This window comes from Streptomyces sp. NPDC013317, assembly GCF_055563155.1.
In genome coordinates, this window is record NZ_JBVHDX010000001.1 from 130,869 (window position 1) to 146,421 (window position 15,553).

Consider the following 15,553-nt stretch of genomic DNA (forward strand, 5'->3'; position numbering starts at 1 on the left):
GGGCCGGTGGCCGGCAGGGTCAGGAGTGCGGAGAGGGGCGGTCGGCCTCGTGGGCCGAGGGCTGGAACCATCCGTAGGTCTCGTCCTCCGCGTGCCCGCTCCGTATGTCCTCGGGTTCCGGCCACACGGTGGACGGCGCGGGTCCGCGTCCCTCACCCACCTGTCGGACCGGGATCCGTACGAGGGGGATCTCCTGGGTCTGGGCAGCCTGGTACCGCTCCTCGTGGGCCGAGGGGTAGGACGCGTAGGGGTCCAGACGCGCCGACTGGGAGGGGATGCTGTCGCGCGCCGCGCCCGGACCGGCTTCGGAGCCACTGTCGTCCGCCGGGAGTTCGGCGAGGTACTCCAGCAGTTCTTCGCCCTGGCCGTGGATGTTGCCGATGGCGACGAGTGAGGAGCCGTCGGGCATCCGCCCGAGCATGGCGGGCATGAAGTCCTCGGCGGGGCGCTTCTCGCCGCCCAGGTCGACCGCCCGGTCGCGCCACTCGGCGGGAATGGCGTCGATGGCACTCTTCGCGGGGTGCCCGATGACGAAGACGTTGTCCGGCTGCAGGTCGGGAATGATCTCCCCCATCTGCCCGTTGCGTTCGACGCGGTCGGGCCGGCAGTTGATCACGACGTTCAGCGGGCGGCCGACGGCCCCCAGGTCGAGCAACTGGTTGACGTTCATCAGCGTCGACTCGGGGTCGTTCGCCGCGAAGACGTTGGCGAAGGAGAGACGCCTGTTCTCGGGGGTGACGTAGCGCTCCACGGACAGGACACCCGGGTCCGGGGGCGCGTCGTACATGCCCTGCAGAGCGACCTGCCGTTCGATGCCGAGGAGTTCCGCCACGGCCAGGGCGATGGCGACGTTCTCCTTGAAGGTGAACCAGCTGAAGCCCCGAAGCTCCGCGTCACTGACCGTCTCGGGGTCGGCGTAGACGAGCTGACAGTCACGGGCGTCCGCCTCCTCCTGGAGGATGTGGAACCGCTCCTTCTCCGCCGTCACGCAGATGCCGTGCTCCGGCATCGAGCGGCACAGGGACCGGGCCACGTCGTCCAGGGTGGGGCCCATCTCCGCGAGGTGGTCTTCGCGGACGTTGCAGAGGACGCCGATGGTGGAACGGATCAGCTTGCTCTGGTTGACCTCCTGCAGGGCCGGCATGACGGCCATGCACTCGATGACGAGGGCGTGCGGCCGGTACGTCGCCGCCCGCCGCACGATGCCGATCTGCTCCACCACGTTCGCGATGCCGAACTTGCGGTAGACCGGCTCCTCCGTCGCGTCGGGGTGGATGAAGCGCGCGGCCGTCCCCGTGGTCTTCGCGACCGTGACGAGCCCTCCGCCGCGCAGGGCTCCGGCGCACAGCCGGGTGATCGAGGACTTGCCCCGGATGCCGTTGACGAGGACCCGGGTGGGGATGGTGTGCAGGGCGGCGTAGTGCCTGCGCTGTTCGACGATGCCCGCGATCAGCAGGAACACCCCGCCCGTCAGCAGGACGAAGTAGAGGTAGAGCACGGCCTTGTCACCTTCCGCCGACGCTGGACCGCGGCTCGGCGAGCCGGCGCGTCTGGTTGTGTCTGTGGGCCTGCGACTGCTGGCGCAGCAGTTCCAGGCTGCGGACGACGGCGCCGACCTCGTCCTGGTACCGGGGGTACAGCACGGTCTTGAGGTCGCCGTCCGCGAGCTTCTCGGCGGCTGTGGCGAGAGCTCGCAGCGGTCGTACGACGACCAGGTAGATCCACCCCAGGCAGAAGATGATCGCGGCCAGCCCGAGCATCCCGGCGAGCACGCTGCGGTCCTCACGTTCGTACGGGGCGATCTGGAAGCGCTCGGCGTCCTGATGGCTGACGATCGTCCAGCCGATGTCGGCCGTGACGCCGCCACCGGAGAACGGGGCCGCCGCGGCGACGCTGACACGGTCCCCCTCGCGGACGAGCAGGGCGTTCTCGACCGGGCCCGCGCCGATCCGGACGCCGGCCGCCCGGACGAGGCCGGGCAGGACCGTGCCGGGCAGTTCCTCGAACGCGAGGAAGCCGTCGCTGGCGGCGAGCGTCCGGCCGGCGGAGTCCACGATACGGACCTCCCCGAGGCCGGGCCGGGCGAGGAGCGAGTTGAGGAACTCCACCCGGATCTCTCCGACGAGGGTGCCGCCCTTGAGCTCGGGCACCGGAGCTCCGGCCTGGATCACCGGCTCCTTGCCGCCTTCGCCGGACACCCGGACCAGGGGCAGCTCCTCGCCCTGCTCCCAGGGGTGGGGCTCCGCGCCCGCGCGGGCAGTCACCCGGCCCGCGGGGTCCACGACGTACAGCGCCTGGTAGCGGGTGTGCTTCTGCAGGGTGTCCTCGAGGAGGCGGGTGGTGCCCTCGTGACCGTCCGCGTCGAGCAGACGGGAGGTGGAGACGAGGTCCGCCTGTGCCTCGTTGAGTGCCCGGCGGACCCGGTCGGCGATCAGATCCGTACGGTCGCGCTGGTCGTTGACCATGGTGGTCGGGACGCTGACGGACTCGTCGGTCCGGTTCAGCAGCAGACCGACGGGCACGCACCACAGGAGCAGCAGAGCGGCCGTCACCACGAGCGGTCCCCGGCCTCCGACCAGGTTCCTCTTCCGACGGGCGGAGCCGCTGTCGGCGTCGGTGTCATGTACGGAGCCGTCACTGCCGAGCTGCCGGCGCAGGGTCTCCAGGGCGGCCCCGACGCGGGCGGCCTCGCCCCAGCGGGGCGACGTGACCGGCCGGACGAGATCGCCCCGGGCGATCCGGCGTGACTCCAGGAACAGTCGCAGCAGGGGCCGCTGCACCGTCGCCCAGAGCACCCCCACCGCCAGCAGCCCGAGGAGCACGAGGGCGCCGGCCGCCACCAGGCCGTACAGCTCACGGCCCTGGTCGGCGGTGTCCTGCTGGATGACGGGCAGCAGTGCCACGACGGTCAGCCCGAGACCGGCGGCCACGCTCTGCTTCTCCTCCGGGTCGGAGGAGGCGAGCGAGGCGTACCCGGCGGTGGCCACACGGCCGTTGTACTCGTCGCCGACGAGTGTGCCGCTGACACCGGGGTAGCCCCGTGCGCCGGGTTCCTTGGCGCGGACGGGATGCTGCTCGGTCCGCGTCGCGGCCTGGTCGGAGAGCAGGCTCATCTGCTTCTGGAGGAAGGCGAGTTCCTTGCGCTCCTGGTCGGAGTTGAGTGCCTCGGCCCGCTCGAAGCCGGCCGTGCCGAGGACCTCACCGTCCTCGGCGACCACCGCCATGGTGCGGAACGGGCCGAGGTTGATGGCGGGCACGGACAGGCTGCTGGACGCGATCAGAAGTTGCTGCGGCCGGTCCTGCCAGTCCAGGACCGCCGTGGTCATCAGGCGTACGTCCCCGGTCTCCAGCCGCACCATCCGCGGTGTCAGAGCCCGCTCGCCGGTGAGGACGTCCTTGTCCAGCCAGGCGAGAGGGATCGCTTCCCCCCGCGCGGCGAGGATCTCTCCGCTCTCCAGGTCGAGCACGGTGGTGCCGGTCCATTTCTGGTAGGTCCGGCCCAGGTCCGACAGGACGCGTTCGGGCTTCACCGGGGCACCCGCGCTCAGCGCCGCGGCGGTGCGCTCCAGGTCCGTCAGCCGTTCGTCGATCGAGGCGCGCAGGGCGATGGCGCCGTCCTCCGCGAAGTGCTGCTGCGAGGACAGCACCGCCTGCGGCGCACCGATGTCCTTGCCGGGGCCGAGTACCCGCGCCGTCAGGCCGGCCAGGGCGAGGACGAGCACGCACAGCACCGCGATCGGGGGGCGGATGCCGCCGAGGAGCGGCATGTCCGCGCGTCGGCGGCTCCGTCGCCGCCCTCCGCGGACGGAGTACGCGGCATTTCTCGATGTCACTGGGGTTCTTTCCTGATGTCTACGGCCATGGCTCACTCGGGCGAGCGCACGTGGCGCGGGCCCGGGACGCCGGAAGGCGAATGCGCGAGACGGGGTTGTGCTGCCGCTCAGTCCTTCAGGGAGAGCTCGGCCAGACCGTCGCCGCCCGGGGCCCCCCGGTTGAAGAGGTAGCCACTCGTCCGGTCCGCGGCGAGGCGGTATCGGGCGAGGCGGTCCGCCGACAGTTCGCCGGGGCTGTCGAGCACCTGCCTCACGTCCACGAGCCGGTGCTCCTCGACTGCGCCTTCCGGGAGCTTCTCGCCCGGCTCGACCTCGGGCGGAATGTCCACCAGCGTGGTGCGGTACCGGGCTTCGACGTCCCATCCGGACGCCGTCTCCCGGAACTCGAACCAGCCGATCGCCCCTTCTTCGGTGAGCCCCGTCGGCGAGGAGTGGCGGGCCACCTGGTTGCCCAGGCTGTAGGCGACCCAGGTGCCGTTCAGCTTCTGGATCGGCTGCACCACGTGCGCGTGGTGGCCGATGACCAGATCGATCCCGGTCTCCTTGGTGATCCGCTCCGCGAGCTGCAGCTGCGGGACGCTCGGCTCGTTGTAGTGCTCCAGGCCCCAGTGGACCGAGAGAAGCACCACCTCGGCCCCTTGCTTCCGGGCCCGGGACTCGGCTGCCTTGATCTCGTCCGTGCTGATCCGGTTGAAGGCCCAGCGTTCCTTCCCGGGTGTCGGGTTGAGGAACGACTCCCACGAGTAGGACAGGTGGGCGACCTTGACGCCCTTGACGTCGCGGATGTTGATCTTCTCCGCTTCCTCGGGGGTGCGTGCCGAGCCGGCGTGGCCGAGCCCCACCCGGTCCATGGTGTCCAGGGTGCGGCGGATGGCCTTCAGTCCGTGGTCATAGGTGTGGTTCGAGGCGGTCGAGCAGGTGTCGTACCCCACGTCCTTGAGGGAGGTGAGGATCTGTGGCGGCACCAGGAACTCCGGGTACCCCTCGAAGGGGCCCCGGGGCTTGCCCACGGGGGTCTCCATGTGACAGATGGCCAGGTCGGCCTTGCTGATGACCGGCTCAACGCCGGCGAGCAGCGGGCCGAAGTCCAGGCCTGCGCTGCCCTTGCCGGTCTTCTTCGCGTCCTTGGCGGCCTGCTCCACCAGCTCCGGATGGATGAGAACATCTCCTGCGGCGGCGACGGTGAACGACCGGCCGCCCGGCTTGCTCTGCGACTCGTCGGGGGTCGGTGCACAGCCGACCGCGAGGACCGCGAAGGCCGCCACCCCTGTCAGCACGCGATGCATGCGGAGAGAATCACAGAATGTCACTGCCTGATTTTCACACGCGTTCCAAGATCCAATGCGCAAGGGTCGTCACAAGATCATCACATTCCCTTCGCATCGTCAGTGTGATAAGCGTGCTTCTGCTGCTGTCGGGCTGCCAGGCGATCCAGGGCAGCGACGGGGAGGCGGGGCGCTCGAACTACCGCGAACTGGTCGACCTCGGCGACCGGATCCTCGAATACGCGGACGAAGCCCAAGCCGGGGCGCGCTACACGCCCCCGAGCGACACCCAGCGGGAACGCCTCGCACGCGGGGTGGGCCACCTCCTGGACGGCGATGCCGAGAAGGCCGAACAGGTCCTCGACACCGTCGGCTTCCGGGTGACCGCGCTCATGGACACGGCCTCCGGCCGCCGCTACGACGAGGTCGCCGCCCGCGACTCCGGGGCCGAGGCGCGATGGGGGCGGCTGTACGTCAACGCGGACTCAGGCGTCCGCTGGAGCGTGCAGGTGCCGCATCCGGTGGCGGACCGCGGCACGGAAGCCCTCGGGGCCCGGCTTCTGGAGGAGACGCCGGGCGGCGCGCTGGTCCTCGCCGGCGCCCACCGCACCTCCGGGAGGGGTGACGCGGCGGATGTCGCGCACCGCACCGACAGCGTCTTCCATGCGATCGTCTCGGAGCTGCAGAAGCGGGGCGTTCCGGGCATGCAGGTGCACGGCTTCGCCAGAACGCCCGACCGCCCCTACGACGCCATCCTCTCCACCGGTGCCGCAGAGGCTGCACCCGGCGATGTCGCCATGCTGGCCGACCTCATGGAGGACGACGATCTCCGCGTCTGCCGGGGGTGGGCTGATCGGTGCCCCCTGGAAGGGACGACGAACGTCCAGGGGAAGGCGGCGAAGCGGCACCGTTCGACGTTCGTCCATGTCGAACTCGCTCCGGCGGCCCGGGGTGACGAACCTGAGGCCGCGCGAGCGCTGACCGCCCTCAGCAAGCTCCTCTCGACCTGGTCCGACACCGGTGGATCGAGCGCCACTGCTCCAGCCGACGGCTCCGAGGAGTGACTTCGGGCGGGCCGACCGCGGCGCACGCGACCCGGTGCCGAAGGCACCGGGCGGGCGCATGATCGGGTGAGCGGCGTCCCCGTGCCGGGTCAGCGTGTACCGGCGCCGAGGGAGTCGACGGCCGCCGTGGCGAAGCCGTGGTCCTGCTCGGGCGCGCCGCCGCCGACGCCGATGGCGCCGACGAGCCGGCCGTCGCGGTGGACCGGCAGGCCGCCGGCGATGAAGAGCAGCGGACGGTCGAGCGCCGTGGTGAGGCTGTGGAACGGGCCGTCGGGCTTGACCAGGTCGACGAGGTCGGCGGTCGGGGCGTCGAGCTGGAGGGCCGTGTACGCCTTGCGGGTGCTCGTCTCGCCCGAGATCAGTACGGCGCGGTCGTCGCGGCGGAAGGCGAGCAGATGGCCGCCCGCGTCCAGGACGGTGACGCTGACGGTGACCCCGCCGGCCTCGGCGGCGCGGACGGCGGTGGTGAGCAGGATCTCGGCGTCCCGCGTGCTCAGCGGGGTGACGGCGGGGGCGGTGGTGGTGCTCACGGTGGTGACTTCCTTGTAGGCGGGGGATGGATCTTCGGGGGTACGGGGGTACGGGGGTACGGGGTAAGGGGGTACGGGGTACGGGGGTGCCGGGGTGCCGGGGTTCAGCGCAGCCCGGCCGGGACCCGCTCGGCGTCGCTCCGGACCCGGACGGCAGCGTCGTCGGCAGCGGCCCCGGCCTCCGTACGGATCGACGCGGCGGCCCGGGTCCGCCGGTCCAGGAACGCGGCGAGGAAGGCCAGCAGGAGGGCGGTTCCGGAGAGGAGCGCGCCCACCCGGTTCGGGGCGGTGAAGCCGAGGCCCGAGGCGATGACGACACCGCCGAGCCAGGCGGCCAGGGCGTTGCCGAGGTTGAAGGCGCCGATGTTGGCGGCCGACGCGAGCGTCGGGGCCTGCTTCGCCTGGTCCAGGACCCACTTCTGCAGCGGGGGCACGGTGGCGAAGCCCAGCGCGCCGATCAGGGTGAGCGTGATCGCGGCGAGGACCTTGTGGTGGGCGGTGGCCGTGAAGGTCAGCAGCGTCAGGGACAGCGCGCCGAGGGCCACGAAGAGCATGGGCATCAGGGCGCGGTCGGCGAACTTTCCGCCGAGCAGGTTGCCGAGGAACATGCCGATGCCGAAGAGGACGAGCAGCCAGGTGACGGCGCCTTCGCTGTAGCCGGCGACCTCGGTCATCATCGGGGTGATGTACGTGACGGCCGCGAACACGCCTCCGTAGCCGAGGACGGTCATCGCCATGGCGAGCCAGACCTGGACGTTCCTGAAGGCGGCGAACTCGGTGCGGACGCCAGAGGTCTCCGGCGGGCCCGTCTCGGGCACGAGCCTGGCCACGCCGAGGAAGCCGACCACGCCGAGCGCCGCGACGACGGTGAAGGTGACGCGCCAGCCGGCCGCCTGCCCGATGTAGGTGCCGAGCGGGACGCCGACGACGTTGGCGACGGTCAGGCCCATGAACATCAGCGAGATCGCCGACGCCTTCTTCTCCGGGGCGACCAGGTCCGCGGCGACGACCGAGCCGATGCCGAAGAACGCGCCGTGGGCGAGGGAGGCCACGATCCGGCCGGTCAGCATCATCCCGAAGGTCGGGGCGACGGCGGAGAGCAGGTTGCCGACGACGAAGAGGCCCATCAGGAAGAGGAGCATCTTCTTGCGGGACACCTTGGTGCCGAGCACGGTCAGGAGCGGGGCGCCGAACACGACACCGAGGGCGTAGCCGGTCACCAGCCAGCCGGCCGTGGGAATGGTGACACCGAAGTCCCCGGCGACCTGAGGCAGCACGCCCATGATCACGAACTCGGTGGTGCCGATCCCGAAGGCCCCGATGGCCAGGGCCAGGAGCGCGAGAGGCATGGTGAAGCACCTTCCAGAAATGATTGCAGGGGGGTCTTGCACGCCTCGACAATAGTTGCAGACGCTGGCTAAGTGCAAGCGGAGGGTATTGCGGACGGCGGATACCGCCGTGCGCAGCGATCCGATCCCGTCGGTCCCGCACGACGGTGGCACCTCGTGTTCACCTCCGGTGTGCCGGAAGACCGCCTGCTGATCGGATTCGAGACGCCCGGCTCGGCGGTAATGGCCCTCTGCCCGTGACGTGGACGTGGACGTGACCACCGGGCCCACGCCCGAACGACCGCGCGCCGCCCGACTGACCGCGCGCCGCCCGACACACCCCGGAGGACATGTGCCCCCTGCTGCCGAGACCGTGCCCGACCAGGGCGAAGGCGCGCGCACCGAGGGCGGGCAGCCCGGCGCGGCGAAGGAAACGGGGAACCGGACGGGGAAGCGCCCGCGGCGGTACCTCGACCGGGCCCGGCACAGCATCCGCGTACGCGGCGCCCTCGCCGCGGCCCTGCTGACGTCCCTCGTCTTCTGCCTCGGCACACGGCTCGCCGGCAGCCATCCGTTCGGGTCCACCACCCGCAACACGGTCGACCTCGGCCAGCAGTACCTGCCGTTCCACGCCCACTGGCGCAAGGTCCTGCTCGGCGAGGCCGACGGCGACCTGTTCCTCAACTGGAGCGCGGGCTTCGGGTCGAACTTCCTCGGCGACTACGGCACGTACCTGAGCAGCCCGTTCGACCTGATGGTCGTGCTCTTCCCGGCCGACCGCATGGAACTGGCCCTCTACGTCATCACCGCAGCCAAGATCACCGCCGCCGGTGCGGCCATGGCGATCCTGCTCCTCAGGCTGCGCCGCGGCCCCTGGCAGGTGGCGGCCGTCCTGGGCGCGGCGTACGCACTGTGCGGCTGGACCCTCAACTACGGCGCCACCGTCCCGATGTGGCTCGACGGACTGCTCGCCCTTCCCCTGCTCTGTCTGGTGGGGGAGTGGGCCCGCACCGCGCGCCGCCCCGTCCTCGGCCCGCTCGTCGTCGCCCTCGCCTGGTACGCCAACTTCTACACCGCGTACATGGCCACCCTCGGCGCCGCCGTCGTCCTGACCGTCCGTCTGCTCACGGAGGGCACGACCGCCCGCCGGCGACTGGCCGGACTGCTGCGCGCAAGCCGCTCCGTCCTCCTCGGCATCGCGCTCGCCTCCCCGCTCATCCTGGTGATCTTCCTGGCCACCCGGGTCGCCGACCCGACCCCCGAGGTGACGTTCGCCCCCGTCACCTGGACCGAGGTGTTCGCCCGGCTGCTCCCGGCCACGGCCAGCGTCGCCACCCCCGCCCTCTTCATCGGCACCCCTGCCCTCGCACTCGCGCTGACGCTCCCCTTCAACAGCGCCGTGGCCCCCGGGCCCCGTATCGCCTGGACCGCCGCGATCGTCCTGGTCGGGCTCTCGCTCCAGTGGGGCCCCACCCATCTGCTCTGGCACGCGGGCGCCTCGCCCAACGGGCTGCCGTACCGTCAGACCTTCGTACTCTGCGGGCTGCTGATCGTCGCGGCCTGGCTGTCCACCGCCCGCGGACTGCCCCCGTTGCCCGCCCTCCTCGGCGGCGCCGCACTCCTCGCCGCCCTCGCCCTCGTCGCCCGCGACAGCCTCGTCGTCGACCGCTGGACCTATCCCGCCTTCGCCGCCGCCCTGGCCCTCGCGGTGCTCGCCGCCGTCGCCGTGCTGCTCGCCCGGCGGTACGCGGCCGGAGCCCGAGGCCTGTCGGCCCTGGCGGTCGTCCTCCTCGTCGTCGCCCAGGCCGGGGAGACCGCGCTCACCGGAGGCAGGATCGCGGAGCAGGAGCTGACCAAGGTCCAGTGGAACCCGCGCCTCGGACCCTGGCAGGAGGACATGGCGCGCGCCGTGGAGGCGCAGGACGCCTGGCCGCGCCACCGTACGGATCCGGGCGAGATCCCGGGCGGCAACGACGTCCTGCTCGTCGGCGGCCAAGGAGCCGAGTACTACTCCAGCCTCACGGCGGACACGTACGCGCGCACCCTCTCCGCCCTCGGCTTCGGCTTCTGGGCCAAGGGCCGCCACCCGGTCACCCTCGACAACCCGGTGACCGACGCGATCTTCTCCATCGGCACCCGGATGCGCTCCACGCCCTCGGCGCCGGTCACCCCGGACACCCTGCCCGAGGGCCGGATCACGGTCACCGACACACCCGTGCCCCCGCTCGTGACGGTCCGTCCGGACGTGAAGCTGCCCGCGCGGGACGCCGCGTTCGGCGACTCCCCGTTCGCCAACCAGGAGTTGCTGCTGGGCTCGACCGTCTACACGGTGCCGGGCTCGCTCCGCCGTACGGACGGTCCCGGCCGCGTCACCACGCTCAACGCCTCGTGCCCCGCGGGCAGTCAGGTCTGGCTCTGGGCGCCCGAGCTCAAGGGCACCGCCGCCCTGGCCGGGCAGCCGGCCGTGACCTTCTTCGGCGGACTGCCCTCGGTCCAGGGCCCGATGCAGACGCTCGGCGCGGTACCCGCATCCGGCGCCGTACGGATCGAACTGCGCGGCGACGCGCGGGCGGCCTCCCTGCCACGGGAGCCCGTGGCCTGCCTGGACAGGGCGCGCCTCGACACCGCCGTACAGCGGCTGACGGCGACCGGCGCCACCTCCGTCCATGTCGCCGGCCACACGCTCACCGCCGAACTCCCGGCGGGCAGCGGAGGAACGGCCCTCATCGCCGCCCCCCGCGTCTCCGGCTGGAGCTGCGCGGCCGGGGACGCCTCGCCGGCCCCCGCGCAGCGCTACCTCGGACTCCTGGCCGTCCCGATCGACCCCACGACGACCTCGGTCAGCTGCACCTTCCGGCCCCCGGGGCTGCGCCTCGGCGGCGCGGTCGCCGCCACAGCGCTGCTCGTCCTGCTCGCGCTCGGCTTCCGGCACCGGTTCGCACGCGCGGCGACAAGAGTTCATCTGGAGGCCACATCGGGCTCCACCGGCGGGAGATGACGACGGATACGCTGCCCGCCTGACCGGCGTCCGCCCTGGTGAAGACCGTGAGCCGAGTCGCCTGAGTGATCGATTGCCTGTCAGTACGTCTGGTTGAGTGTGGGGATCTCCGAGTGCCGAAGTTGTCCGTCATCGTCCCGTTCCACAATGTCGGGATCTATGCGCCCGACACCATGCGAAGCCTCGCGAACAACGCGGACCCGGAGTTCGAGTTCCTGCTGATCGACGACTGCTCGACGGACGAGACGCCGTACGTCCTCGACCGCTGGCAGAGCCGCATCCCGAACGCCAGGGTCATCCGCCACGAGACCAACCTCGGCGTGGCGCAGGCGCGCAACACCGGGATCGACGCGGCCACCGGCGACCACATCACCTTCCTCGACGGTGACGACTGGTACGCACCGGGCCATCTGCGCGGCATGGTCCGCGGCATCGAGGCCCTCGGCTGCGACTTCGCCCGCACCGACCACGTCCTGTCCACCGGCACCAAGCGCGCCATCCGGTACGCCCCCGCCAAGCGCCGTGAGACGGTGATGGATCCGCGCGACGGGATCGCGCCCGCCAGCATGGTGACGATGGTCGACTACCCCTTCGTCCCCTTCGGGATCTACAGCGGCCGGCTCTTCGAGAACGGCGAGTCCCGCTTCGAGACGAAGCTGCGCACGGCCGAGGACCGGCTCTGGATCTGGCGCCTCCACCTGAAGGCCACCAGCTACGCGGCCCTCAACCTGCACGGAGTCTTCTACCGGCGCGGCGTCACCACCTCGCTCACCCAGATCACCGACAACCGCCAGCTCGACTTCATCCCCTCGTACGACCTCCTGCTCGACGAGGTGTCCGCCGACCGTGACGCCGACCGCTTCCTGCCCAAGGCGGTCCGCACGTACTGCGCCATGATCGCCTTCCACATGGGCAAGGCCGGTCAGTACGAGCCTGCCGTCACCAAGCGACTCAAGCGGAACGTGACCGATGCCCTGCGCCGCATGCCGCAGCAGGTGCTCGACGAGACGCTGGCGACGATGGACTCCGCGCGCAGCACCCTGCTCCGCGGCCTGCGCGCCACCGGAAGGACGGCCTGACCCCATGACCGCGACGACAGCGAAGAGCGCGACCGCGCGTATCCAGATCTTCGAGGTGTCCACGCTCTACGGCGCGGCCACGCTCGCGGCGGCGGTCGACGCCGGCCGGTTCGGAGCCCCCGACGACGCCCGGCGCATCCTGCTCGTGTCGAACAACGCGGCGATCCCGGAGACCTCGCTGCGCCTGGAGACGATGACCGGCTACGACCGGATCGCCTCCCGCTTCGACGAGGTGATCGACTGGAACGAGGCCATCCACCCGCACCACCCCGCCACCTGGGCGCCCCGCCCGGAGGAGGCACCGCTGTGGCAGCGGGTGTTCCGGACGGCCTGGGAGCTGGGCACCGCACCGGTCGAGTTGATCGTCGAGTCCATCCAGGTCAACCCGGCCAAGGCCCTCGCGGCGGTCTTCGCCGAGAGCACCGTCGACGTCTACGCCGACGGCCTGATGAGCTACGGCCCGACGCGCGAGGAGCTGCCGCAGTCGATCGCCTGCCGGATCGGACGGCTGCTCCACCTCGACCTCGTGCCCGGTCTGCGTCCCCTGCTGCTCTCCGAGTACGGCGTCGAGCCCGAGCTCGTACCCGACGAGGCGTTCCGGCGGGTCCTCGCGGAGATCGCCGAGGCCGCCGAGGGCGACCGGCAGGTCGCCGCGGCGGTCGAGGCCGAGCCGACGGCGCTTCTCCTCGGCCAGTACCTCGCCTCGCTGGGCATCCTCACCGCCGACGAGGAGGAGGAGCTGCACATCCGGATGCTGCGCGGTGCCGCGGCCGCCGGGCACACGTCGGTGATCTTCAAGCCGCACCCGACGGCGCCCGCCCGTTACGGCACGGCGCTGAACGAAGCCGCGGACGAGGCCGGCGTACGGCTGACGGTCCTGGACGGCCCCCTGCTCGCCGAGACCTTCTACGAGCGCTGCCGGCCGACGCTCGTCGTCGGCTGCTTCTCGACCGCGATGGTCACCGCGTCCGTCTACTACGGGGTCCCCATCGCCCGGGTGGGCACGGAGACGGTCCTGGCCCGGCTCACGCCCTTCGAGAACAGCAACCGCATGCCGCTGACCGTCGTCGACCACATCGTGCCCGACCTCGGGACCGGTACGGGACCGGCCGTCCCCGGAGCCGGACCGGAGACCCTGACGCCGCTGGTCCGTGCCGTGGGCTTCTGCATGCAGTCCAGGCTCCACCCGCTGCTGCGCGACGAGACCGCCGCGTTCCTGGAGAGCCACCGCGGCGACGCGGACACCGCGCGGTACTTCGACGCCGAGCGGCTGACGAAGCTCGGCCTGCCCGGCGGCGATCCGGCCGGTCCGCCCGGCGCCTCCCGGCTGCGCCGGACCCTGACGCGCAGCGGCAGGAGCTGAACCCGGGGCGCGGCCCGTTCGGTCAGTTCGCCGAGTGGACGATCGTGAAGACCGCGCCCTCCGGGTCCGCCACCAGCGCGCTCCGGCCCCCCGCACCCTCCCTGGGCGGCCGCAGCACGTGGCCGCCCAGCTCGGTGACGAGCCTGGCGGCCGCGTCGGTGTCGGTGACCTCGAAGTACGTCAGCCAGTGCGCGCCCCGGTCACGGGGGAGCGCGGTGCCGGCGCCGTGCAGGGCCGCCACCGGACGTCCGTCGAGGTGGAGGGTCACATAGTCGAAGTCGGCCGAGACGACCGGCTCGGCGTCGTACCCGAACACCGACCGGTAGAACTTGGCGATCGCCGACGTCTCGTACGTCAGGAGCTCGTTCCAGACCGGCGTGCCCGGAGGCCCCGCCGCCGCCGTGCCCCGGTGCGCCCCGGCCTGCCATACGCCGAACACGGCGCCGACCGGATCCGAACAGATCACCATCCGGCCGGCCTCGCCCGCGTCGAGCGGGCCGACGGCGACCGTGCCGCCGCAGCAGCGGATGGTCTCCGCGGTCTCGTCGGCGTCGTCGGTGGCCAGATACGTGGTCCAGGCGACCGGCAGATGCCGGTCGGGGGGCAGCTGGCCGATGCCCGCCACCTCCCTGCCGTCGAGCAGGGCGCGCACGTACGGGCCGAGCTGTTGCGGGCCGGGCTCGAACTCCCAGCCGAAGAGCCCGCCGTAGAACTCCTGCGTCGCGTCAATGCCGTGCACCATCAAGCTCACCCAACAGGGTGTACCGGGTGTGCGCCGAGTCGCCTCGGTCATCGTCACTCTCTCCTCGGACCATCGTCGTGGCCGTGCGGGGGGACCGAGCGTGCGCACGAGCTCGTACGGGCGGGTGGGAGCGGGGCCCTGGGGCCCGCCTCGGGTTCCTGCCCGCCGATCACCCGCCGTACACGCGCGGTCGCGCGTCCCGTGCAGATGCTCGCACCCCTGAGCCCTTCTCGCGCCACGGCCGCGCCGCCGCGGGGCCGCCGTGCCGTCCTGGCGTCACCGTGGCACGGTCCGGGGGAAGGTGCTCCGGGGCAGCGCGGGCTGCGCGAGGATGGCACCCATGAAGCCCATCATCACCGCAGGCGAACTCGCGAGCGAGTCGGCCGGGGCCCGCCGCCCGGTCCTCCTGGACGTCCGCTGGCAGCTCGGCGGCCCGCCGGGGCTGCCCGACTACGAGGCCGGGCACATCCCCGGCGCGGTCTACGTCGACCTGGACACGGAACTCGCCGGGCCTCCCGGCAGCGGCGGTCGGCACCCGCTGCCCGACCCGGAGGTCTTCGGCGCGGCGATGCGCCGGGCGGGTCTCTCGGCGGACACCCCGGTCGTCGTCTACGACGGCGGACTCGGGTGGGGCGCCGCTCGCGCCTGGTGGCTGCTGCGCTGGACGGGCCACACGGACGTACGGGTCCTGGACGGCGGTCTCGCGGCGTGGACGGCCGCCGGGCACGAGCTGTCGAAGGAGACCCCGGAGCCCGAGCCGGGCGACTTCGTGCCGCACCCGAGCGAGGTCGGGCTGCTGGACGCGGACGGGGCGGCCGCGCTGGCGCGCTCCGGGCTGCTGCTCGACGCGCGGGCGGCGGAGCGGTACCGGGGCGACGTGGAGCCGATCGACCCGGTCGGCGGCCACATCCCGGGCGCGGTCTCGGCGCCGACGACCGGGAACGTGGACGAGGAAGGTCTCTTCCTCCCGGCGCGGGCGCTGGCGGCCCGCTTCGCCGAGCTCGGCGCCCGGGAGGACGGCGCGGTCGGCGTGTACTGCGGCTCGGGCGTCTCGGGCGCGCACGAGGTGCTCGCCCTCGCGATCGCGGGCATCCCCTCCGCGCTGTACGCCGGCTCCTGGTCGGAATGGTCGAACGATCCCACGCGCCCGGTCGCCAAGGGCGCGGACCCGCAGTAGCCGTCGGCGTCCGGCCGGCTCGTGAGCCGGCCGGACGCCCGGCCGGCTTCGCCGAGCCGAGCACGGAAGGGGGCCACAGCATGAGCTGGGTTTCCGGCTGCGGCCCGGGGCCTCCTCACCCGTTCCCACGGCACGGGCGGTGGCGACCCGGAGGGCCAGGGCACCAGGACCCCC

The 15,553-nt window shown here is 72.2% G+C and carries 11 protein-coding genes; 5 read left to right on the forward strand and 6 right to left on the reverse strand.

Annotated elements, in window-relative coordinates; all coding sequences use genetic code 11:
* Positions 1-19: 19 nt before the first annotated feature.
* The 3 genes from pgsB to ACZ3IJ_RS00545 all read right to left on the reverse strand — a co-directional run bounded on the left by pgsB (position 20) and on the right by ACZ3IJ_RS00545 (position 5,119).
* Positions 20-1,498, reverse strand: coding sequence for a poly-gamma-glutamate synthase PgsB (gene pgsB / locus ACZ3IJ_RS00535; RefSeq protein ID WP_467465427.1), 1,479 nt, complete (start codon positions 1,496-1,498; stop codon positions 20-22).
* Positions 1,499-1,505: 7 nt separating this feature from the next.
* Positions 1,506-3,767 carry a HAMP domain-containing protein gene (locus tag ACZ3IJ_RS00540; protein WP_467466241.1) on the reverse strand — a complete coding sequence of 754 codons (2,262 nt, stop codon included), beginning with the start codon at positions 3,765-3,767 and terminating at the stop codon, positions 1,506-1,508.
* Between the two features lie 173 nt (positions 3,768-3,940).
* Positions 3,941-5,119, reverse strand: coding sequence for a CapA family protein (locus tag ACZ3IJ_RS00545; RefSeq protein ID WP_467465428.1), 1,179 nt, complete (start codon positions 5,117-5,119; stop codon positions 3,941-3,943).
* Between the two features lie 104 nt (positions 5,120-5,223).
* On the opposite strand from ACZ3IJ_RS00545, the gene ACZ3IJ_RS00550 reads away from it, so the two are divergent.
* Positions 5,224-6,162, forward strand: a complete 939-nt coding sequence (locus ACZ3IJ_RS00550; protein WP_467465429.1) for a hypothetical protein — start codon at positions 5,224-5,226, stop codon at positions 6,160-6,162.
* A gap of 89 nt (positions 6,163-6,251) precedes the next feature.
* Here ACZ3IJ_RS00550 and ACZ3IJ_RS00555 read toward each other — a convergent pair whose 3' ends face one another.
* Both ACZ3IJ_RS00555 and ACZ3IJ_RS00560 read right to left on the reverse strand, forming a co-directional pair.
* Positions 6,252-6,692, reverse strand: a complete 441-nt coding sequence (locus ACZ3IJ_RS00555) for a GlcG/HbpS family heme-binding protein (RefSeq protein ID WP_467465430.1) — start codon at positions 6,690-6,692, stop codon at positions 6,252-6,254.
* Positions 6,693-6,796: 104 nt separating this feature from the next.
* Entirely contained in the window at positions 6,797-8,041 is a 1,245-nt protein-coding gene (locus ACZ3IJ_RS00560) for an MFS transporter (protein WP_467465431.1), read from the reverse strand.
* Positions 8,042-8,372: 331 nt separating this feature from the next.
* Here ACZ3IJ_RS00560 and ACZ3IJ_RS00565 point away from each other — a divergent pair, with 331 nt between their 5' ends.
* The 3 genes from ACZ3IJ_RS00565 to ACZ3IJ_RS00575 all read left to right on the forward strand — a co-directional run bounded on the left by ACZ3IJ_RS00565 (position 8,373) and on the right by ACZ3IJ_RS00575 (position 13,460).
* A complete protein-coding gene (locus ACZ3IJ_RS00565; protein WP_467465432.1) occupies positions 8,373-11,018 on the forward strand; it encodes a YfhO family protein in 2,646 nt (881 codons plus the stop codon).
* Between the two features lie 113 nt (positions 11,019-11,131).
* Positions 11,132-12,097, forward strand: a complete 966-nt coding sequence (locus ACZ3IJ_RS00570; RefSeq protein ID WP_467465433.1) for a glycosyltransferase family 2 protein — start codon at positions 11,132-11,134, stop codon at positions 12,095-12,097.
* A 4-nt stretch (positions 12,098-12,101) separates the two neighbouring features.
* Positions 12,102-13,460: a polysialyltransferase family glycosyltransferase gene (locus tag ACZ3IJ_RS00575; protein WP_467465434.1), complete on the forward strand. Its 1,359-nt coding sequence runs from the start codon at positions 12,102-12,104 to the stop codon at positions 13,458-13,460.
* A 22-nt stretch (positions 13,461-13,482) separates the two neighbouring features.
* On the opposite strand, the gene ACZ3IJ_RS00580 is transcribed toward ACZ3IJ_RS00575, so the two are convergent.
* Positions 13,483-14,253 (reverse strand): VOC family protein, encoded by a 771-nt coding sequence (locus tag ACZ3IJ_RS00580; protein WP_467465435.1) that lies wholly within the window; start codon positions 14,251-14,253, stop codon positions 13,483-13,485.
* A 289-nt stretch (positions 14,254-14,542) separates the two neighbouring features.
* Here ACZ3IJ_RS00580 and ACZ3IJ_RS00585 point away from each other — a divergent pair, with 289 nt between their 5' ends.
* Entirely contained in the window at positions 14,543-15,379 is an 837-nt protein-coding gene (locus tag ACZ3IJ_RS00585; RefSeq protein ID WP_467465436.1) for a sulfurtransferase, read from the forward strand.
* Positions 15,380-15,553: the final 174 nt, after the last annotated feature.

Bases quoted from the DNA above. Each gene is read 5' to 3' on its own strand.
- ACZ3IJ_RS00540 (WP_467466241.1), bottom strand. From the start codon at position 3,767: ATGCCGCTCCTCGGCGGCATCCGCCCCCCGATCGCGGTGCTGTGCGTG.
- ACZ3IJ_RS00580 (WP_467465435.1), bottom strand. From the start codon at position 14,253: ATGACCGAGGCGACTCGGCGCACACCCGGTACACCCTGTTGGGTGAGC.
- ACZ3IJ_RS00560 (WP_467465431.1), bottom strand. From the start codon at position 8,041: ATGCCTCTCGCGCTCCTGGCCCTGGCCATCGGGGCCTTCGGGATCGGC.
- ACZ3IJ_RS00585 (WP_467465436.1), top strand. From the start codon at position 14,543: ATGAAGCCCATCATCACCGCAGGCGAACTCGCGAGCGAGTCGGCCGGG.
- ACZ3IJ_RS00545 (WP_467465428.1), bottom strand. From the start codon at position 5,119: ATGCATCGCGTGCTGACAGGGGTGGCGGCCTTCGCGGTCCTCGCGGTC.
- ACZ3IJ_RS00575 (WP_467465434.1), top strand. From the start codon at position 12,102: ATGACCGCGACGACAGCGAAGAGCGCGACCGCGCGTATCCAGATCTTC.